The organism is Alkalibacterium sp. 20 (assembly GCF_001885615.1).
In the GTDB taxonomy this organism is placed as follows: domain Bacteria; phylum Bacillota; class Bacilli; order Lactobacillales; family Carnobacteriaceae_A; genus Alkalibacterium.
The window spans coordinates 24727-45159 of sequence record NZ_LSRN01000019.1 but is presented as its reverse complement, the minus strand read 5'-3'; the positions used below and the strand labels follow the sequence as shown (position 1 = coordinate 45159).

16 protein-coding genes and 1 pseudogene are annotated in these 20433 nt (G+C 38.6%); 11 read left to right on the top strand and 6 right to left on the bottom strand.

Going from position 1 to position 20433, the window contains the following annotated elements; all coding sequences use genetic code 11:
• Positions 1-607: 607 nt before the first annotated feature.
• Together AX762_RS03310 and AX762_RS03305 are read left to right on the top strand one after the other, a co-directional pair.
• A complete protein-coding gene (locus tag AX762_RS03310) occupies positions 608-826 on the top strand; it encodes a hypothetical protein (RefSeq protein WP_071847743.1) in 219 nt (72 codons plus the stop codon).
• Between the two features lie 26 nt (positions 827-852).
• Entirely contained in the window at positions 853-1404 is a 552-nt protein-coding gene (locus AX762_RS03305; protein ID WP_071847742.1) for a hypothetical protein, read from the top strand.
• A 106-nt stretch (positions 1405-1510) separates the two neighbouring features.
• Here AX762_RS03305 and AX762_RS13265 read toward each other — a convergent pair whose 3' ends face one another.
• Entirely contained in the window at positions 1511-1723 is a 213-nt protein-coding gene (locus AX762_RS13265; protein WP_371261625.1) for a transposase, read from the bottom strand.
• Positions 1724-1750: 27 nt separating this feature from the next.
• Entirely contained in the window at positions 1751-2686 is a 936-nt protein-coding gene (locus AX762_RS03295) for a transposase (RefSeq protein ID WP_371261624.1), read from the bottom strand.
• Between the two features lie 750 nt (positions 2687-3436).
• Between AX762_RS03295 and AX762_RS03285 the strand changes: the two genes are divergently transcribed.
• The 5 genes from AX762_RS03285 to AX762_RS03265 all read left to right on the top strand — a co-directional run bounded on the left by AX762_RS03285 (position 3437) and on the right by AX762_RS03265 (position 9782).
• Positions 3437-6268 (top strand): sigma-54-dependent transcriptional regulator, encoded by a 2832-nt coding sequence (locus AX762_RS03285; RefSeq protein WP_071847750.1) that lies wholly within the window; start codon positions 3437-3439, stop codon positions 6266-6268.
• A 207-nt stretch (positions 6269-6475) separates the two neighbouring features.
• Positions 6476-6967: a PTS sugar transporter subunit IIB gene (locus AX762_RS03280; protein ID WP_071847739.1), complete on the top strand. Its 492-nt coding sequence runs from the start codon at positions 6476-6478 to the stop codon at positions 6965-6967.
• 53 nt (positions 6968-7020) lie between these two features.
• Positions 7021-7995, top strand: a complete 975-nt coding sequence (locus AX762_RS03275; protein ID WP_071847738.1) for a PTS sugar transporter subunit IIB — start codon at positions 7021-7023, stop codon at positions 7993-7995.
• A 28-nt stretch (positions 7996-8023) separates the two neighbouring features.
• Positions 8024-8821: a mannose/fructose/sorbose family PTS transporter subunit IIC gene (locus tag AX762_RS03270; protein WP_071847737.1), complete on the top strand. Its 798-nt coding sequence runs from the start codon at positions 8024-8026 to the stop codon at positions 8819-8821.
• A 19-nt stretch (positions 8822-8840) separates the two neighbouring features.
• Positions 8841-9782, top strand: coding sequence for a PTS system mannose/fructose/sorbose family transporter subunit IID (locus AX762_RS03265; protein ID WP_143139273.1), 942 nt, complete (start codon positions 8841-8843; stop codon positions 9780-9782).
• A gap of 97 nt (positions 9783-9879) precedes the next feature.
• Here the strand turns inward: AX762_RS03265 and rpoN are convergent, their stop codons facing one another.
• Positions 9880-11160 carry an RNA polymerase factor sigma-54 gene (gene rpoN / locus AX762_RS03260; RefSeq protein WP_071847735.1) on the bottom strand — a complete coding sequence of 427 codons (1281 nt, stop codon included), beginning with the start codon at positions 11158-11160 and terminating at the stop codon, positions 9880-9882.
• Between the two features lie 213 nt (positions 11161-11373).
• On the opposite strand from rpoN, the gene AX762_RS03255 reads away from it, so the two are divergent.
• On the top strand, positions 11374-13071 hold the full coding sequence (locus AX762_RS03255; protein ID WP_071847734.1) for a M3 family oligoendopeptidase: 1698 nt from the start codon (positions 11374-11376) through the stop codon (positions 13069-13071).
• 216 nt (positions 13072-13287) lie between these two features.
• Here AX762_RS03255 and AX762_RS03250 read toward each other — a convergent pair.
• The 3 genes and pseudogenes from AX762_RS03250 to AX762_RS03240 form a co-directional block, all read right to left on the bottom strand.
• Positions 13288-14346 (bottom strand): annotated as a pseudogene (locus AX762_RS03250) (YeeE/YedE family protein).
• 488 nt (positions 14347-14834) lie between these two features.
• Positions 14835-15857: a GNAT family N-acetyltransferase gene (locus AX762_RS03245; protein WP_071847733.1), complete on the bottom strand. Its 1023-nt coding sequence runs from the start codon at positions 15855-15857 to the stop codon at positions 14835-14837.
• Entirely contained in the window at positions 15858-16622 is a 765-nt protein-coding gene (locus tag AX762_RS03240) for a GNAT family N-acetyltransferase (protein ID WP_071847732.1), read from the bottom strand.
• A gap of 532 nt (positions 16623-17154) precedes the next feature.
• Here AX762_RS03240 and AX762_RS03235 point away from each other — a divergent pair.
• The 3 genes from AX762_RS03235 (at position 17155) to AX762_RS03225 (ending at position 20096) form a co-directional block, all read left to right on the top strand.
• Positions 17155-18540: a peptidoglycan DD-metalloendopeptidase family protein gene (locus AX762_RS03235; RefSeq protein ID WP_071847731.1), complete on the top strand. Its 1386-nt coding sequence runs from the start codon at positions 17155-17157 to the stop codon at positions 18538-18540.
• A gap of 102 nt (positions 18541-18642) precedes the next feature.
• Entirely contained in the window at positions 18643-19407 is a 765-nt protein-coding gene (locus AX762_RS03230) for an RNA methyltransferase (RefSeq protein ID WP_071847730.1), read from the top strand.
• A 161-nt stretch (positions 19408-19568) separates the two neighbouring features.
• Entirely contained in the window at positions 19569-20096 is a 528-nt protein-coding gene (locus AX762_RS03225) for an HD domain-containing protein (RefSeq protein ID WP_071847729.1), read from the top strand.
• Positions 20097-20433: the final 337 nt, after the last annotated feature.

Genomic DNA, 20433 nt, shown 5'->3' with positions numbered 1-20433 from the left:
TCAGTAGACAAATAGAATGGCTTTAATTAAAACCTTGGGATGGTAAGCTGGACGACCGAAGTCGTTTTCGATTAACAGGTAGTGAGCACCCTCCAAATCTTCGACGACTTGGTTAATAGAGTAAATGATATGATCATTTGGAAGAAGTGAATCTATTTATAATGGCAAGGTTGTTTGGTTCATGGTATATTGAGTATACATAAGGAGTATCCTTTCTATAATAGGTTGTGGTGACTTTATTATATCAAAGTGACGCTCCTTTTGCTTATATAGACGAATAAAAACGCCGAAGAAATTAAGTTACATTTCGGCATTTTTTTTATTTACTGGGACTTTTGTCCCAGCCTCTTTAAGTTCATTTTATAAAAATCAAACTTGTTGGTAAGGAACATTATGGGGCAGAAAAGGGTGACAATCAGTGCGTTTTAACCGTCATTATCCCTAAAGTTGATAGGTGGTTTAAGGCGCGCTTCGCTCGTGCAGGGCAAGCCCTACATACCCCAGAGCAAAAAAAGACTTTAAGAATGTTTTTTTTATTTATGTTTCTTTATGTCGATAAATATTATACAATCAACATGAAAGCGCTCTAAAAGTTGGGAGGAAGCAGGTGGGAAAAATAATTGAAATAGATGTGTGCTATAACGATTACTTTATTGAGGTGTACACTGTTGACCCTGGAGAAATGAAACAAATAATGCCAGATTTATTAGATGATCAAAAGAAAAGCTTTAAACTTGGTGATAAAATCTTTTTCAAAAAAAATCTAAACTCAGTATCTATAGCAGATCATGGTCTCGGTTTCATGTTTATGGATGTTGAGGACTAAAAATTAAGAAAGGGGGTGCATTACTGATGAAATCGTTTAAATTTATTTTTTCTGTAATATTGCTTGTTTTTGGATTTAATATGTTTGGAACTAGTGCTTCAGCTGAGGAAGGAAACGACTTAGAGATACTAACTTTTGAAGAACTTTCAAGCGAGGATAAAGAATTGTTTATGGAAGAAGGATTTGCTGAAGAAGACACTTTTTTTAAAGAAAATATCACTATGTCTGATACATCATCTAAAGGTTTTGCTCCAGCCAGCAATTTAATCGCAACAGTCGTTGGAAGTACAAGAAGAGAAATGATATATCGTGCAAAATCTACATACAAAGTCACTTCTTTTACATCCGTGATGAGACATATTTCTATGCGAACAACTGCTTCCGGTGGAGGTATTATTCGTAATGCAACAACAACTTCAAGTCCTAATGCTAGAAGAGCAGTAATGTCTACTAACATTCTTTATCATGGTCCAGCTAATTATTTCAATTTTAGGGGAAATACTCAAATCACTACTTCTAGTGGAGTAGCAGGAGCAGTCTTTAGTTTAGCCTCAGGAGGAACAACTTTAGGTTTTTAATTTTTATCTAGTATTTCGAGGTTGGGACAAAAGTCTGAACCGAAGTAAGATAAAGTTAAACCGAGTAGAATTGTACATTTGTACAAACCTACTCGGTTTTTTTGTCTTATCTTTCGTGACTTCTGATTCTCTTATTGTATTTCCTTAGATTGTTTGCCATAAATATCAAGTTAGTTTCATTTTCCACCTTTGATTTTCCGCAAACTGAAAATCGAGTGAAACCTAAATTGGCCTTCACCTGTCCGAAAGTTGGCTCGAGATCGATTTTTCGCTGCCCGTATAATTTAGCCCCTTCTTTAGATAAAAGCTGTTCTTTGATTTTTAGTTTTTGTTCTTCATCATAGATTCAATTATCAAGGTTCTTATCTGATTTTATATACTTTTTCTTCTGTTCTTTTTCATATATTCCGTACTTGACCAATCCAGTCCAACGGAACTGTTCTAAAAATTCCAGGTTCTCATGGCTCCCATATCCTGCATCTGCGACGATATAGCTAGACGGTTTAATCACTTCCGGAAGAGAATCTAAAAAGGGAGTTAGTGTTTTAGTGTCTGTTGGATTTGGATAGATTTGAGTATGCAGGACAAAGGGGTTCTCTGTTGCGATTTGGATATTATAACCCGGTTTGAGCTGTCCATTCATCATATGATTGTCTTTCATCCGCATGAATGTAGTGTCTTTATCGGTTTTCGAAAAGCTATTCCTGCCGTCAAACGTTTCATAATAGTCTTCATACTTTTGTTCCCTAGGAATAAAATCATTTCTAAGGCGATTTCTGTGCTTTTTCAATGAACGTCTTTTTTTCTTCAATCGGCTTAGCGCTTTTTTATCATTGGAAGAGGTGATCTCGGTTTCTGCTTTCGCAAGTTCTTCTTCAAGCAGATTATGTAGTTCGATAATTTCCTCTTTGGAAAATTCTTGATTATTATCCCTTTCAACCGATTGGTCGATAAGAGGTTCGATTTCTTGTTTATAATATTGTACTTCTTTTTGCTTAAGTCGAGGATAGAATCGGTCCACTGCTTTCTTCCAAACAAACCTATACTTATTGGCATTCACTTCAAACTTTGTCCCGTTGATAAACAGCGACTGTCCTTCAATAAGTTTTTCTTGCTTTAGACGAATAGAGAACGTGCAATAAAGGTCTCGTATGATCTCTTTAATTATTTCTGATACTCTAAACCGATTAATTGTACGGTAAGAGACAAATGTTTGTCCTGTCAACCAATGCATTGCAAGGTTTTCTTGCATCATTTTTTCTATTTTGCGACCTGAAAAGATACCTTCTCAGTAGACAAATAGAATGGCTTTAATTAAAACCTTGGGATGGTAAGCTGGACGACCGAAGTCGTTTTCGATTAACAGGTAGTGAGCACCCTCCAAATCTTCGACGACTTTGTTAATAGAGTAAATGATATGATCATTTGGAAGAAGTGAATCTATTTATAATGGCAAGGTTGTTTGGTTCATGGTATATTGAGTATACATGAGGAGTATCCTTTCTATAATAGGTTGTGGTGACTTTATTATATCAAAGTGACGCTCCTTTTGCTTATATAGACGAATAAAAACGCCGAAGAAATTAAGTTACATTTCGGCATTTTTTTTATTTACTGGGACTTTTTTCTCAGCCTCGTTTTTTATTATTGAAAGGATGAAACTGATCCCTTGGGATTGTTTTTCAAGGGACTGCTCAAACGTCTAGAACAGGTCAGCAGTGACTTATGAAAAAAACCGAGGATTAAACATTTAATCTAATGTTTTTTAACACACTAAATTCGCAACTAGAGATACAGCAAACATAAACCGAATAGTCAAAAGACATTCCCCTGGAAAGTTTTATAAACACAGTTATACTAATATAAAATAGTCTTCAGAAAAGCTATTCACATACTTTGAAAGATGTTTTTTGTGTGTCGCTAGTGTGTTAATTGTTTTGGAAAAAGTGTATAATGATAACTACATAAAGTGATACTGTCTGAGCATTCGAGGGGGATTAACGTGAACCGTAAACAACGCATTTTAAAATATATGAGAGAAGCTTGTGCGTCCTTTTCATTCCAGGATATCGAAGAAGGTATCGGCATCACAACAAAAGAAGTAGCTGAAGCCATAAATAGTATGCGCAGTAATGTATCAAAAGATTTAAATCAGCTTGTAAGAGATGGGGAACTTAAAAAGATTGACGGTCGACCCGTTCGCTTTATAACGCTGGAAAAAGTGCGTCATCAACCTTTGACCAAACATGTACCGAGTTATAAAGAAAAGCACCAAGCATCCCTTGGAGTAACGCAGGAAGTGCTGGAATATTCTTACGATCAGACCCGAGACATTTTCAAGTCGATCATTGGTGCCAATGGAAGCATGAAAAATGCTGTTGAACAGGCAAAAGCAGCTGTTTTATACCCTCCCAAAGGCTTGAATACATTGATAACGGGGCCAACCGGTTCAGGGAAATCTTTCTTTGCACATGCGATGTTTCAATATGCTCAATCACATGAATTGATTGATAAAGACAAAGAATTGATCGTCTTTAACTGCGCTGATTATGCGACAAATCCACAGCTATTGATGAGCTACTTATTTGGTTATGTTCAAGGCGCATTTACTGGAGCGGCGAATTCAAAAGAAGGCATCATTCATCAAGCCGACGAAAGTATGCTCTTTTTAGATGAAGTTCACCGTTTGCCTCCAGAAGGACAGGAAATGGTTTTTTACTTCATGGATACGGGGACTTATGGTCGTTTAGGTGAAACCGGAAAAAGTAGACAAGCGAATGTGCGTATTGTATGTGCAACAACTAAGGATCCAAAATCTACATTTTTAGATACGTTTATGCGACGCATTCCGATCAACATACACTTGCCATCATTTAAAGAGAGAGCAGTGAGTGAACAGCTTGATTTGGTGAAGCTTTTGACGGGCCTCGAAGCTAATCGTATTCAGAGAAAAATCATATTGAATGAGGAAGTAGTTAAAGGACTGATAGCTAGTGTCGGTTATGGCAACGTCGGACAATTGAAATCCTCGATTCAACTGGTTTGCGCTAGAGGATTTATGAACCAGTTAAATAAAGATCAAATTGCGTTAACCGTCAAGGATTTGCCTGAAACAATTAAAGATCACTTAGTAGGCCTTTCTTCTAACCGCCTGCAGCAAATGGATCTATCGAAATATGTCGAAGCCAAAATGACGATCAACCCGAATGAACCCTTTTATAAAATGGCCATGGATTCCTATGAACTGCCTTATAATATTTACGATATTATTGGAGACAAAGCGGCATTACTTGAGGCGGAAGGTTTAGATAGAAATTCCATCAACCAGTATATTTCGACTGACATAAACGTCCATTTAAAATCTTTTTATCGTAATCATGGCTTCACATTTCAGGCAGAATCCAAATTAGCAGAAGTGGTAAGCAAAGAAGTGATTCAATTCGCTCACCAGATCGTTGAAGAAGTTGAATTGGCTCTGGGTGGATTGTTTAAGCAGAATTTCATTTATGCGATAAGTTTACACATCAGTTCTTTGTTAAGCAAAATCGACAGTGGCCAAGAAAGAAAGATGAATAATCGTATTCGGGAGATGGCCATGACGTATGCCGGAGAATATGCGGTTGCAGAAGGATTAAGAGACAAAATCGCCGATTATTTTGCTGTAGAAATTCCGGACAACGAAGTCTATTACTTAACGGTTTTGCTTGTTTCCCTTAAAGAAGAATCAGCTTCAGGGCGAGTGGGGATTGTCGTAGCGACACATGGTGATTCTACTGCTAGCAGCATGGCACGTGTGGCAGAAGAACTTTTAGACACTTCAGGAGTGGTTGCTATTGATATGCCACTTGATATGTCTCCAACCATTGTTTATGAACGGATAAAAAAAGCAGTGATCGAAGCAAACCAAGGCAGTGGTGTCTTATTGCTCGTTGATATGGGCTCACTGGCAACATTTGAGACCTCTCTGCAGAAAGAAACGGGCATTCACATCCGGTCGATAGATATGGTGTCTACAGCTATTGTTCTAGAAGCAGTGAGGAAAGCAGGGCTCGTGGATGCAGATATCGAACTATTGTATGAATCCTTAACAAAGTTCAGTGGTTATACAAAAGAATTGCCAAAACACGATCGAACACGTCAGCCATCGAAACGTAAACCGCCGATCATATTAGCTGTATGTGCAAGCGGAGATGGGACTGCGCAGAAGATCAAAGAAATAATTGAAAAGCCGCTGCGGAAATCAAATGAATCAGGCATAGAAGTGAAGACGTGTTCTGTGACAGAGCTGGATGCTAAAATAATTGAATGGCAGAAAAACTACACAATCATTGCATCGACCGGAATTGTGAATCCCAAAATTCAAGCACCCTTTATTCCTCTCGAGCGTTTTATTGAAGAAAAACCTGAACATTTACTGAGAAAATTTATCAATCTCAACCTATTCGAATCAGAAAATCCTGCAAAAAAAGAAAGTCAAGCTGAGGCTCTCGTTTACTCGTTTGTGGAAGAAAATTATGCGTTTATTAATCCAAGGAAAATTGTGCCACTTATCTGGGCATTCGTAAACGACTGTGCTGCACTTAGAGCAAAAGAAACTGATCAGTATACTTTTCATATCAATTTAGCCTTGCATGTGGCTGGAATTATCGAGCGGTCGATTCAAAGAGATAATCTTCCAGTGGAACACGATCTCAATCAAGAGACGAAAAATCACCCGCTGTTCAATGACCTGAAAACACGCATTGAACAATTGGAAAAACAGCTTCAATTGAGTATTTCGCTAGGGGAGTATGCGTATATTCTATACTTCATTACAAAAGAAGAAGGCCAGCTTGAAGATATCGACACACTACTGACCGAATAAGAACAAAACACACAGTCGACACACTACCGTAGTGTGTCGACTGTGTGTTTTTTCAGGAACCTTGTCTTACCGGTGTATTTCGTCTTAGTGTGTTGGCACGCTTCTTGCTTATATATAAGTGAAGGGAATATTAGCGTCATTTTCAGAGATTCCCATGTATGATCGATTGAAAGGAGTGTTGTTTATAATAGGAGGGAATGTGGAACGATGGATATTCGGTTAATTCGTATAGATGATCGGCTTATTCATGGTCAAGTCGCTACGACTTGGTCGAAATCTTCAGGTATCAGTCGAATCATCGTGGTAAGTGATGAAGTAGCTTGCAATCCGCTTCAAAAGTTATTGCTTACTCAAGCTGCACCACCTGAGGTGAAATCCCATGTCGTCTCTGTTTCCAAGCTCAAAGAAATTGCCAAACATCCATTATTACATGACGTGAAAATAATGCTCTTATTTACCAATCCTATAGACGTCATGCGTGTTCACCGATATGGCTTAAGTTTTGATAGCGTCAATATCGGTGGGATGAAATTTACTGAGGGGAAACAAATGGTGACTCATTTCGTGTCCGTTGACCAACCCGATATTGATGCCTTTAAGTATTTAGATGATAAGGGCATTGAATTAGAAATAAGAAAAGTTCCCAGCGATCGAAAACAAAATATGATCGATGTGTTGAAAAAAGGGAGTTTTTTGTAAGAGTGCTAGAAGAAAATAACTAGCAAAGTATGCTAGTAGTAGGAGGGAAATAAATGGTAGGAATTATATTAGCAAGCCATGGCGTGTTTGCTGAAGGTATTTTACAATCAGGAGAAATGATCGTGGGAGAACAAGAAAACGTAAAAGCAGTAACGTTACTCCCAAGTGAAGGCCCCGATGATATCAGACGTAAAATGGAAGAAGCAATCGCAACGTTCGATTCAGACGAAGTTTTATTCCTCGTTGATTTATGGGGAGGTACACCATTCAATCAAGCTAATACATTGTTTGAGGATCACAAAGACAAATGGGCGATTGTCGCGGGACTTAATTTAGGAATGTTGATTGAATCCTTTACAGGTCGTTTTTCGATGGATAAAGCACAAGATATTGCCGCCTCCATCGTCGTAGTGGCTAAAGACAGCGTTAAAGTGAGACCTGAAAGTCTTCAACCTGCTGAAGCAGCTGTTGAAACAGAAAGTGAAGAACCGAATCACCCCTTACCAGAAGGTACGGTAGTTGGTACTGGTAAAATCGATATCCGCCTTGCTCGTGTAGACTCACGTTTGTTACACGGTCAAGTCGCAACAGCCTGGTCAAAAGATGTCAAACCGACACGTATCATTGTTGTTTCCGATGAGGTATCAAAAGATAAGTTGCGTAAAAACTTGATTACTCAAGCTTCACCACCAGGGATCAAAGCAAACGTAATACCAATCGATAAAATGATCGAAATAGCAAAAGATCCTCGTTTCGGTAAAACAAGCGCCTTGCTCTTGTTCGAAAACCCGCATGATGCCTTGCGTGTTATCGAAGGTGGCGTAGAGATAGAAGAAATAAACGTTGGGTCCATGGCGCACTCTGAAGGAAAAGTCATGATCAATAACGTTTTATCCGTGAATGAAAAAGACGTTGAAACTTTTAAGAAACTGAAAAATCACGGTATAAAATTTGATGTACGTAAAGTACCATCAGATCAAAGTAAAGATATATGGCCAATGCTTAAGAAAACAAAATTTGTTGATTAAGAAAGATTCTGAGGAGGGAAAATAAATTATGAACATAATTACTATTGTTTTAGTAATATTCGTTGCATTTCTTGCAGGAATGGAAGGGATTTTGGATCAATTTCAATTCCACCAGCCAATTGTGGCATGTACATTGATCGGTCTTGCAACCGGGAATCCAATGGATGGCTTGCTATTAGGCGGGACGTTACAATTAATTGCTTTAGGTTGGATGAATATCGGAGCTGCGGTGGCGCCTGATGCTGCACTTGCTTCCATTGCTTCAGCTATTTTAGTAACATATCACGGTGCAAGCGTTTCAGAAGGTATTGCTTTAGCTATTCCGTTAGCTATTGCTGGACAAGTATTAACTATCTTTGTTCGTACGTTAACTGTTGGGATTGCGCATGCTGCCGACGCGAAAGCAAAAGAAGGATCATTTAGAGGTGTTGAACTCTATCATATTGGTGCACTTATGATTCAAGGCTTACGTATTGCAATTCCGGCAGCTATTATTTTAGCCGTCCCGGTAGAAGTCGTAACAGATGCATTGAATGCTATCCCAGCCTGGTTGACCGGTGGTCTAGCCGTAGCCGGTGGATTCATCGTAGCTGTTGGTTATGCGATGGTTATCAACATGATGGCTACACCAAAACTTTGGATGTTCTTTGCCTTAGGTTTTGCTTTATCTGCTTTAGGTGAATTGAACCTTATCGCAATGGGTATTATTGGTGTTGTAATAGCTTTACTTTATATCCAATTATCACCTGAATTTAATCAAGGTGGCGGCGGTGGAGGAAGTTCCTCTGGCGGAGATCCACTCGATGATATCTTAAACGACTATTAAAAAGGAGCGTTGAATGAATATGGCTGAGAATAAGAAATTTAAATTAACAAAAAAAGACCGTTTGAAAGTATTTTGGAGAACTCAATTTCTCCAGGCTTCTTGGAACTTTGAACGTATGCAAAACGTTGGATGGGCCTATGCAATGATTCCAGCGCTTAAAAAATTATATACAACAAAAGAAGACCGTGCGGCAGCTTTAAAGCGGCACTTAGAGTTCTTTAATACTCATCCTTACTTGGCATCTCCAGTGTTTGGAGTGACCTTAACACTTGAAGAACAGAAAGCAGCAGGAGAAGATATTGATGATGCTGCGATTCAAGGGGTAAAAATTGGTATGATGGGACCGCTTGCTGGTGTTGGTGACCCTATCTTCTGGGGAACATTACGTCCGATACTAGGCGCTTTTGCCGCTTCACTCGCATTAAGTGGAAGCTGGCTTGGCCCGATCATTTTCTTCGTTGCATGGAATGTTATCCGTATGTCCTTTTTATGGTATTCACAAGAACTTGGGTATGTACAAGGTGGTAATATCACTCAAAACTTAGCTGGTGGGTTGATGCAAAAATTAACTCAAGGTGCTTCTGTTTTAGGTATGTTCATCTTAGGAGTCTTGGTACCACGTTGGACAAATATGAACTTCCCGATGGTGATCAGTCGGGTCGATAATGCAGAAGGTGAAATGATCGACTTTGCCGCACTTTCAGAGGCAGCAAATGAAGGTGTCATGTCTGGCGACATGTTGAGAAATGTTGTTGCTGATATTCAAGCAGGCATGGCTATCCAACCTCAAGAAGTGACGACAATGCAACATACATTGGATCAGTTACTTCCAGGTATTGCACCGTTACTCTTAACTCTTGGCTGCGTATGGTTATTACGTAGAAAAGTTAGCCCAATCACAATTATCTTCGGACTATTCGTAGTTGGTATTATCGGTTACGTTTTAGGTATCTTTGGATAATATGAACCGTTGATTATTTAGAAATACTGTATAATTAGAAAACACTTCCTATAGAAATCCTCTGTTTAACAACGGAGGATTTCTAGGAAGTGTTTTTTTAATTTTTTCGTTGCTTTGAAGAGGGAACATCCAGTTGTTTACGGTATTTAGTGACGCCTCTCCGTGATAACGTGATATCTTGTCTTTTTAAGGCATCCGATAGTGCTTGATCAGATAACGGTTTTGTTTTATTTTCTGAGTTGATCAGTTGATCCAAAGCCTGCATGATGTGATCTTTAGAGACGTCAGACTGACTAGACCGTCGCGATAAAAAGGATTTCAATTCATAAGAACCAAAAGGCGTTGCGATATAGGTCTCTCTTACAGCCCGACTGATGGTTGATTGATTGAGATGTAACTCTTCGGCTAGATCATTTAACTGGAGAGGAACGAGTGACGCAGACTTGTCTTTAAAGAAGGCATGCTGGTGCATGATGATTGCCGTACCCACACGTAGAATGGTTTCTTTGCGTTTTTGCAAGCTGGTCTGGAGCGTTTCGTATTCCTGTTTTTTTTCTTTGATATAAGCTTTTAAATCAGTATCGTCTGATGCACTCATCTCTTCAAAATAGTCATGGTTAAAGGTCAACAAAGGTGTTTTGTATTTTGTTTCATTGATGACCAATTCCTGTTTATCAATGTGAACACTCAGTTCAGGCAAGACAAACGGTGTGAAAGCGGACTGATAAGCTTCACCTGGCGAAGGGGTCAAATTTTTGATAAACTGAGACACTGCTTTGATGTCTTCTTCGTTCACGTTGTAGATTTTGGCTAACGTTGCCCAGTTATTATTTGTCAAGGATTCCAGGTTTTCCTCTATAACAATATAAGCTATATTTGGAGCGAAATCCAAGCGTTCCGTCTGCAATAGTAAACATTCTTTAAGTGTGCGTGCACCGATACCAGGGGGATCATGCTGCTGCAGCAATGTCAGAGCATCGATAAGCTCAACTGATGAAGCGCTGGTATCCACCAAGGCTTCATCGACGCTTTTCGTTACATAACCTCTATGATCGAGCTGATTGACCCACCAGAAGATGAGCTCGCGTAAGTATGTTTTTCGGTAGAACAACTCGATTTGTTCTTTTAAAAAGTCATGAAGCGAAGGCTGACTAGCTGTCGTTTGTTCGATAGCAGAAGCTGTCTCTTTGAGTGCGGATTGAACCAGCCGGTTTTCCCGGTCTGGAATGTCAATAAAGGGGTTCTCTAGAATTTGATTGGTTAAATAAGTAGAAAGGTCTATTCGGTTGAGTTGGAGCAAATGTACACCTTGCACTAAATTAGGGATATAAGCCTGTTTTTGTGTTTGACGTTGCATGGGCTGTTGTCTATAGTCCATAATACCCCTCCTTTCTTGTCCAGTTTACCATAAACTGTGTTATTTGCGTTGACTTTGACCAACGCAAAAAGTTTGCGTATTCGGCTAATCATAAATGAATAGGAAAACCTTAGATAAGAGACCTTTCGAAATAAGATTTTCATGATATCTTTATATTGAAATTATAATCTCTATGATATACTTATCATAACTTATGAATAGTGGAGGGATAAAATGAAATTTAATGATTATACTTATGAAAGACCAGATTATGATTTATATAAAAAAGATTTTATGCATTTAGTTGAGCAGCTCAAGGATGCCAAGTCTTTAGACGATTTGAAAGAAACAGTCGATGAAATATCTGCACTTTCTGCTTCACTAGAAACAATGGGGACGCTTGCTTCTATTCGCTACTCCATCAATACGAAAGACGATTTTTACGAACAGGAAGATCAGTATTGGAATGAGTATGGTCCGCTTTATCAGGAATTGAGCATCACCTATTATAAAGCGATCATGAATTCACCTTATTTGGACGAAGTGAAGGAAGCTTACCCGCGGACATTCATCCAGAATATGCAGTTTGAATTGGATTCATTTGATTCAAGTGTCATTGAGTTATTACAAAAAGAAAACCAGCTGAGCAGTGATTATCAAAAACTCATCGCTTCTGCAGAAATCGAATTTGATGGTAAAACATTGACGTTGTCACAATTTGGACCTTACTTACAGTCGACAGACCGCACTATTAGAAAAGAAGCTTCGGACGCACAATTGAGTTTCTTTGAAAAAAACGAAGAAAATCTGGACAGTATGTATGATGAACTCGTCAATGTGAGAGATCAAATAGCTAAAAAGCTTGGTTATAAAGACTTTGTTGAACTGGGTTATGTCAGAATGAAACGCTTTGATTATGACCGAAAAATGGTGGAAGTTTACCGTAATCAGGTACTTGACTATGTTGTGCCTGTAACCAAAAAATTAGCCAAGAGACAAGCAGATCGCATCGGTATAAAAGAGATGAAACACTATGACGAAACGTTACAATTTTTAGATGGCAATCCGACTCCTCAGGGGGATCCAGACTATATTATTGAGAATGGCCGCAAAATGTATCACGAATTGAGCGATCAGACAGCTGAATTTATCGATTTCTTATTTGACAAGGATCTGGTTGACCTGCTTTCCAAAGAAGGAAAAGCGAGTGGGGGATACTGCACGTATATTCCTGACTATCAGTCCCCGTTCATTTTTGCAAACTTTAATGGTACTTCTGGAGACATTGACGTCTTGACACACGAAGCGGGGCATGCGTTCCAGGTGTATCAGTCTCGCTGGATCAAACAGCCTGAGATCGTCTTTCCAACATTTGAAACCTGTGAAATCCACTCCATGAGTATGGAATTCTTTACGTATCCGTGGATGGAATTATTCTTTAAAGAACAGACTGAAAAGTACAAGTTTGACCACTTGAGTAGCGCCATTCGTTTTCTTCCGTATGGTGTCCTGGTGGATCACTTCCAGCACGAAGTCTATGAAAATCCCGAGTGGTCACCGGCTGAACGTAAAGCATGCTGGCGAAGACTGGAGAAACAGTACCTGCCAGAACGTGATTATTCAGAGAGTGATTTCTTGGATAAAGGAACGTACTGGTTCAGACAGGGTCACATTTTCACTTCACCATTTTACTACATTGATTATACGCTTGCTCAAGTCTGTGCGTTACAGTTCTGGAAACGTGCCATCGTTGACCAGGATGACAAGGCGTGGGGAGACTATATGACGATTTGTGAAGCGGGCGGAACGAAGAGCTTCCTCGAAACTGTTGAAGCAGCCAACTTGCGTTCACCCTTTGAAGAAGGTTCACTGGAACGTGTCATCGAAACGATTGATGAAGCGCTGGAAGCCGTTGACGATACAAAGCTGTAAAACAAACTAATTAAATATGAAAAGCCCTAGCCGAAAAGGAATGAAACCTTATCAGTTAGGGCTTTTTATAGTGATATATAAAAATCGTATCGGTATGTTCGTAAGAACGCGCCGATACGATAAATTATAGAACCGAAAAATTCCGATCCTTAATTTGATTTCCGAATTTTTGTAAAGTGTTTCAGTCCGTAATGCCTCTTGTCGCAAGCTATTTCTTTATTTAAACCAAACTTTTGCAAATTTGTTTCCGACAATACCACCGAGAATCATCACAGCCAAGAAGACCCAGCCGGATAAGGAGAATTGTGCGATAGGTGTATATAAAGCACCGACGTTACAACCATTAGCTAAACGTGTTCCTAATCCCATAGATAAGCCACCTAAAGCAAATAAGAAGAACTGACGTACGGACAAACTCATTTCAGACATAAAGACTTCTTTAAATCTATTGGCAGTGAGCAAGAAGAAAACTGTCCCTAAAAAAATACCGGCATTTTGTGTATTGACTGGATGACTAAAGAAGGGTGCACTGTAATGTTCAGGAGCGCCAAGTGTGAAATTAGCTAAAGCTTCTGCAGAAACACCAAACAGCATCAGGACTTTCCCAAACCAGAAACCATAGGGAGTAGAAGCACCCCAACCAGAACCTGTCACACCCATTAATAAAGCAAAGACCAACGCGATTGTTACGGCGTCTTGTTTCAAAGTCCATGGACGAACAAACAAACGGTTATAGGTTTCGTTTGAGAACAAGCTGTAATCTTTTGAATCAAAAGTATCAGGTTCATCTTGACGTTTTTCTATGAAGTGTCAAGCATACGTATTGTTGCGTTTGCGTGAACTTTCAAATTTCAAACTGAGGAAAACGACAATGCCACACAAGAGAGCTGTTAATACAATGGCACCCAAGTAACCGTTCAAGCCGTCCCATTTAAATAAATCGGGGAAGAACACACCGGTCTCAAACGTACCAGTGTTAAGCCAAGTTGCTGTTACAAATTCACTGGAGCGTTCGATAGGGAATCCTATGAAAACACCCATTCCAAAAAATACTAAAGTGACTAATGCACGGGGTAAAGCAGTAACCAAGTCGGTCAGCACTCCAGAATCGCAACAGGCGGAAAAGGACATTCCAAATCCAAATAACGCACCACCAGCCAGTAAGCCGAAGTTGATCGGATTGATCCATAACCCAAAAGTAGTGGGATCCGCATTAAACAAGAAAGCAGCCGTGATCAATGATGAAATGAAAAACATAAACATCAATGTACGCAATAATTTCGTTGACCCAGTAGTGTAAGCACGATTGACACTACCGGCAAAGCCTGTGTACGCGCGTGATAGTGCATAGCCCAATGTCAATCCCATTAGCAAGCGGAAAAACAACATACCGGACTCTAAAAAATGGCCCCCATAAATAAAATAATTCCTAAAAAAACAAAGCCAAAAATCGGTTGGGAGCTAGATACTTTCGGTATTGATTTTGATGCCAACATAATAACCTCTCCTCGTATAATAAGTTTATTACTAATAATTTCACTTTAAGTATACTGCTATATATTGCTCTTAACAATGATGATTCGTGAAAAAACATATGCTTTCCGGAACGAAAAAAATATTTCGTTCACTGGTTCACAATCAATGTGGCTATAATGAGAGAATGGTTAAAATGTAAACGGTTGGTGATCGATTTTACACAACAAAAAATCGTGTTGGTGAGTTCGTTAGAACCCACCAACACGATTAATGATTGCACCGAAAAACTAAAGCGATTGTTCATTGTCTTTCAGTTGATCAGAAAGAGATTCAAGGGTGTCTGCTTCCTGATTGATTAGCTGTTCTAAATCATTTAATTCATCTTCAACACTTTGAATGAGTTCATTCGCTCTCTTGATAGAGCCTGTAACGTCATCCGTTAAAAGCGCCTCTTTTGATAAACCGTATAGTATCCAAGGAGAACCTAATTCAAATGGATGATCACTAGGAAGAAGAGCCACATCAGTTTCTGAAAAATCCCACCATATTTTTGTTTTGCTATCGTTCTGTTGTGCCTTCTTCAACTCCTGTTGCACGATATCGAAAAGGCCAGGCTGATCCAAGAAATCATGCCAGGGATAGACGACATGGAGATAGTTAACTCCTTTAAATTCTTCCCACATGATGACGCAGCGCGTTTTATCTTCATTCTCAAAAAAGTGCCACTGGTCGATTGAATCTTCAAACATTTCTTCACTGACCGGGAAAGGGTAATACGCTTCCAAAGGAAATACTTTTTTATCAAATGCCGGATGTAGATACGTTTGTCTGATCCAGTTCATTTTCGCACTTTTATCTATCTCTTCCTTCCATAAAAGTGTAGCATCTGAAACAAGCGCTTCTATTGTAGTTGTTTGAGCCGCATAGAGAAGTTTGACAGGAGGTAAGCCTACTTTCTTCAACACTGATTGAGCGGCTTGGTTGTGTTGTTCTGTGTTCGCACCGATCCATTTAACATCCGGATGGGCGAGTGCCTGGTTTAAACTGTATTCGACAATCTTTGTCCCATAGCCACTTTTTCTAAAACGCTGATCTGTTCTTAAACGACCGAGCATAGCATAATAATCTTTGAACAGAGTGAAACCTGATAAGGCGACAAGCTCGTCCGATACAAATAAACCATACAAGTAGTTAGCGCCACTCGTAATTTGGTCAAAGACTGGGATCATGTAATCACTGTCTAAGCCAGTTTGCATCTTTTCATAATAAGTTAGATCATCTGCTGTTAATTGGCGGATGTGTTCAGTCATTTAATCATCTCCTTTTATCATTTTTTGAGCCCCAATACGAAAACCTTCATAATTGAATCCAGATTTTAAATACATCTCTTTTGGGGAATCTTCTGCATCCGCAACGAGGAACACTATTTTTTGCTTAGAAGCAGCTTGCTTGATTATATAATCAAGTAACGCTTTGGCTACGCCTCTCAGACGATATTCTTTGAGTGTAAACAGATCATCCAGTTCCAATCCTTCAGCACTCTCAACTATTATACAGGAGCCAGCAGCCTTTCCTTTGTAGTAGGCTAATAAGAAAGTAATCGATTCATCTTGAAAAAGTTTATCATAAAAAGGTTGCTTGGCTCCTGCAAAAGATGTTGAAATGATTTTGTCTTCTATATAATTGATCGATTTAAATATATTCAAGTTATCATAAGTGACCACTTGGATGCTGATATCCGGATTTTCAGTAGTAACAGCAAAGTCTGAAGGCGTAATGGAATATAGTTCCAATTTTTCCAAGCCATACTCTTCTTGATTTAAATAATCTAAAGTATCAGGATGGATGCCTTGATTTTCGGGCCAATAGAATTTGACATGAGTCAAGTCATACTCTTCTGAAAAGGTCCAGTGCATCGTTTCTATCAATTCAAATTCTACTTTTATAGGGGAGTACTTCAATTGGAAAAAGTTTGAATCATATCTAAATGGCGCCTCAGAATTATAATAGTGACTAAAAAAGTCATTTTCGTCGATCAGTGTGCTATGTGTAGCAATAGCTTCAAATGTAACCATAAGTGTCTTCCTTTCTATCCTTAACTAGAATAGCAAATTAAAAGAGAGACTGTAAGTATAAAGGGGAAAATTGTTTATAAATAGTAAATAATGCATAATATTCATTTTGAAAACGATTTACTCAACTCGATTATGACGTCTAAAATGTATAGGGAATTAAACTGTAATTCGGGTTATACAGTTTAAATAGTATGAAAAAATGTCAAATCAAAACTTGTTCTGTCACCTTTTGTTCACTTTATTTAGATGTGTTTTTTTGGGGAAAAGCGATTAAATTAAGAAGAAAGGCTACATAACAGTATTTATAAGGCTTGCGACTTGTCATTTTTTCTTCAAACAATACAGTTGTGTAACAGATATCTACTTGTTTTGTCACAGGATTTAAATCTTATGCTACCGGTTCCTATGATATGATGATTTCAGTGCTTAAAATAGATGAGCATACAACTAATTACAAACTGAAATCATATTAAAATAATAATGAATAACCAATCAGCTAGACTGAATATTAATGGATTAGGAGTTTTTCAAATTGAATAAGAAACTTATCGTAACAGCACTGGCATCAGTACTACTCGCGGGACCTCTAATGCGTCCAGTAGAAGTAGATGCATCTCAAAAATTAGAAGATTTAGAGAACCAACATCAAGAATTAAATAAAAAATCACAAAAAGTGGGCGGCGAGATAAAAAACCGCGAACAGCAAATGGAATCACTTGAAAATGAAAAAGCACAATTAGAAGAAGAAGTAGCTGAACTACAAGCAAACATTGATGTGTTGATTGTAGAAATCAGTGAACAGGAAAAAGAAATCAAACGTATTAAAGAAGAAATCGAACAATTGCAAGCAGAGATCGCTCAGCTTCAGGCGAATATTGATCAACGCAATGAGCAGTTAGAATCACAAGCACGATCTGTTCAAACCAACGCTAACCCTTCTGATATTGTAGATTTATTAATGTCAGCAGATAGCTTGTCGGATTTAATCGGACGTGTCGGGGTTGTCAACAAACTCGTTTCTGCAAACCAAGATATTATGGAAGCTCAGATTGCTGACCAAAACGCATTGGAAGAAACTGAAAAACAAGTAAAAATTGAGCAAGAAGAAATGGAAAATGTTAAGGCTCAACTCGAAGTTAACCGTAACAATTTAGTAAACCAGCGAGTTGCGTTAGATGACAAAATCGTACAAATTGCAGAGAAATATGAAATGACTGCAGAAGAAAGAAAATCTTTTATTAACGAACAAACGATTATTGCTGAACGAACAAGTACTTTAAATGATGAAATGAAAGCTGAAAAACAGCGTATTATTGAAGAAGAACGTGCACGACAAGAAGCTATTCGTATAGCGGAAGAAGAACGCCAAAAAGAAGCGGAAGCGCAAGCTAAGGCTGATGCAGCAGCAAGTGTTAAAGCAGCAGCTAAATCGGCAGTAGCAAAAGCAGAAGCAGCATCTAATGAGAAAGCTGAAGCTGCAACTTCTTCAAGTAATTCAAGCTCAAACGATACATCATCTGCCGCTGCTCCAGCAAGTAATGGATGGACACGTCCGGCAAATGGTCGGATTTCTTCACCATATGGCTGGAGAACACATCCAATCTTTGGAGACCGTCGACTCCATACAGGCGTTGATATTGCTGGAAGTGGCTCAATTGTAGCAACACGTGCCGGTACGGTAACGACTGCTGGCTTTAATGGTGCGCTTGGATATTACGTTAAAGTTGATCATGGTGATGGATACGTAACAGTTTATTCACACATGCAGCCTAACTTAAGTGTTACGCGTGGACAAGGCGTCTCACAAGGGCAACAATTAGGTATCATGGGAACTACGGGAGATTCTACTGGTGTTCATTTAGATTTCAAAGTATATAAAAACGGATCAACCGTTAATCCAATGAACTACATCAATTAAGAAAACTAAATATTTAAAAGGGAGAGAAAGCAAAACTGCTTTCTCTCTTTTTTTTTGTCCTGTATACTGTATTTAGATGAACCAGAGTTGGAGGAAAAGGTAATGGAAATAATTGAGTCAACACAGAACAAGCAAGTAAAAGAGTGGAAAAAACTGCTGACTAGAAAAGGAAGAAAGAGACAGAGGAAATATTTGATTGAAGGACTACATTTAGTAGAAGAAGCACTGAGATCAAAAGCCGAAATTGAAGTGATTTTAATTCGGGAAGATAAAGTGGGAGATTATTCGGAATTACTGGACATAAGAAAGGTCAGCGTCGTTCTGGTCACAGAAGAGATTTCCGATCTTTTAAGTGATGCCGTGACTGAACAGGGAATTACAGCCGTGATTAAAAGTGAAGAGTCAGCTGATAAAATCGTGGGGGATAAACCGGTTTTGATGCTTGATCAAGTGCAGGACCCGGGAAATTTAGGGACACTGATTCGAACTGCGGATGCAGCGGGATTTGAGGGGGTCATCATTGGAACAGGCTCAGTTGATGTGTATAATCCCAAAGCACTTCGTTCTGCGCAGGGAAGTCAGTTTCATCTGACTATCATACATGATGATATTGAAAATTGGATCACTACATTTAAAGATAAAGGAATACCCGTTTATGGCACAGCTCTAGATAAAAATGCCGTCTCTTATCGCTCCATAGAACCACAGAATCGTTTCGGATTGATTGTAGGAAATGAAGGGAACGGCGTTGACCCGTATATATTGGAACAAACGACCAAGAACCTGTACATTCCTATAAAAGGTCAGGCAGAGTCATTGAATGTTGCGATTGCAGCGGGTGTTTTGATGTTTAGTCTATATCAATAACATGGCATTTTTAACATTTTTGTCACAAATATCATTAAAACGCTCTCAAAAAGAGTTGTTTCCTTTTCTTTTTTCTGTTTGAGGAGTAAAATAGCTTATGAACAGTCGAAACACATGACTGCATTGGCTTATCACTGATTCATTAAAAAAGGAGACGTTCCATGGAATTTGTTCGATCAATCTGGGAAAATGACAAAGACTATATGACGTTAGTCGAAGATTTACTTGAAAATGAAGATTTACTCAAATTAGATGAGATCACTCACCACCGCTACACGACGCGCTTGATTCATTCATTATTTGTATCGTACGTAAGTTATAAAATCGCTAAACGCTTGAAATTAAATGTGAGAGCTGTTGCTAGAGCAGGGTTGCTGCATGATTTTTTCCATGAAGGCAGAGAAGAAATTGCTTCAATGAAAGTAGGATCACATAACTTTGTCCATCCTAAAATTGCTGTAAAAAATGCTCTACTCTTAACCGAATTAAGCGAACTTGAAAAAGATATTATATTGAAGCATATGTTCCTGACGACAACCGGTATAGGAATGCCTCGCTATAAAGAGAGTTTGGTCGTTACGTGTGTAGACAAATACTGTGCAATCAGTGAAGTATCCACCCCCATTAGAATGAAGTTTAAAGGGAAAATATCAGAATGGAGCATGAAATTAAGAGTGGTACACGCTTAATTATCCTACAAGCTGTTTTACTAATAACTAATATAAGTTGTTTCCATTTTTGTTCAGCGTTTGAACAAAAATAGAAAACAACTTTTTTTTGCTATTGAGGGTTTGATTTTTTGGAATTCGCTAAGGTATTTTTGAGTATTTTACTTAGGTTCTCTTTAGAAACTGCAGACTCAAGTACAAATAATGAATGAGCTTGTCATTTCAAGAGCGAAATGACTAACTCAAAACAAAAAGGAAGCTGAGCTTGTCATTGTAAGAGCTCTATATGTAAGTGTTTATTTTTTATACTTATTAAGGTATCTTTTAACAGTTCATTCGGTTTGATTTTGCGATTGGA

What these genes read in the sequence shown, in the direction of transcription:
- AX762_RS03240 (WP_071847732.1), bottom strand. Translation starts at nt 16,622, where the DNA reads ATGGTTACATTTGAAGCTATTGCTACACATAGCACACTGATCGACGAA.
- AX762_RS03265 (WP_143139273.1), top strand. Translation starts at nt 8,841, where the DNA reads ATGGCTGAGAATAAGAAATTTAAATTAACAAAAAAAGACCGTTTGAAA.
- AX762_RS03255 (WP_071847734.1), top strand. Translation starts at nt 11,374, where the DNA reads ATGAAATTTAATGATTATACTTATGAAAGACCAGATTATGATTTATAT.
- AX762_RS03270 (WP_071847737.1), top strand. Translation starts at nt 8,024, where the DNA reads ATGAACATAATTACTATTGTTTTAGTAATATTCGTTGCATTTCTTGCA.
- AX762_RS03225 (WP_071847729.1), top strand. Translation starts at nt 19,569, where the DNA reads ATGGAATTTGTTCGATCAATCTGGGAAAATGACAAAGACTATATGACG.
- AX762_RS03285 (WP_071847750.1), top strand. Translation starts at nt 3,437, where the DNA reads ATGAGAGAAGCTTGTGCGTCCTTTTCATTCCAGGATATCGAAGAAGGT.
- AX762_RS03275 (WP_071847738.1), top strand. Translation starts at nt 7,021, where the DNA reads ATGGTAGGAATTATATTAGCAAGCCATGGCGTGTTTGCTGAAGGTATT.
- AX762_RS03280 (WP_071847739.1), top strand. Translation starts at nt 6,476, where the DNA reads ATGGATATTCGGTTAATTCGTATAGATGATCGGCTTATTCATGGTCAA.
- AX762_RS03245 (WP_071847733.1), bottom strand. Translation starts at nt 15,857, where the DNA reads ATGACTGAACACATCCGCCAATTAACAGCAGATGATCTAACTTATTAT.
- AX762_RS03305 (WP_071847742.1), top strand. Translation starts at nt 853, where the DNA reads ATGAAATCGTTTAAATTTATTTTTTCTGTAATATTGCTTGTTTTTGGA.
- AX762_RS03230 (WP_071847730.1), top strand. Translation starts at nt 18,643, where the DNA reads ATGGAAATAATTGAGTCAACACAGAACAAGCAAGTAAAAGAGTGGAAA.
- rpoN (WP_071847735.1), bottom strand. Translation starts at nt 11,160, where the DNA reads ATGGACTATAGACAACAGCCCATGCAACGTCAAACACAAAAACAGGCT.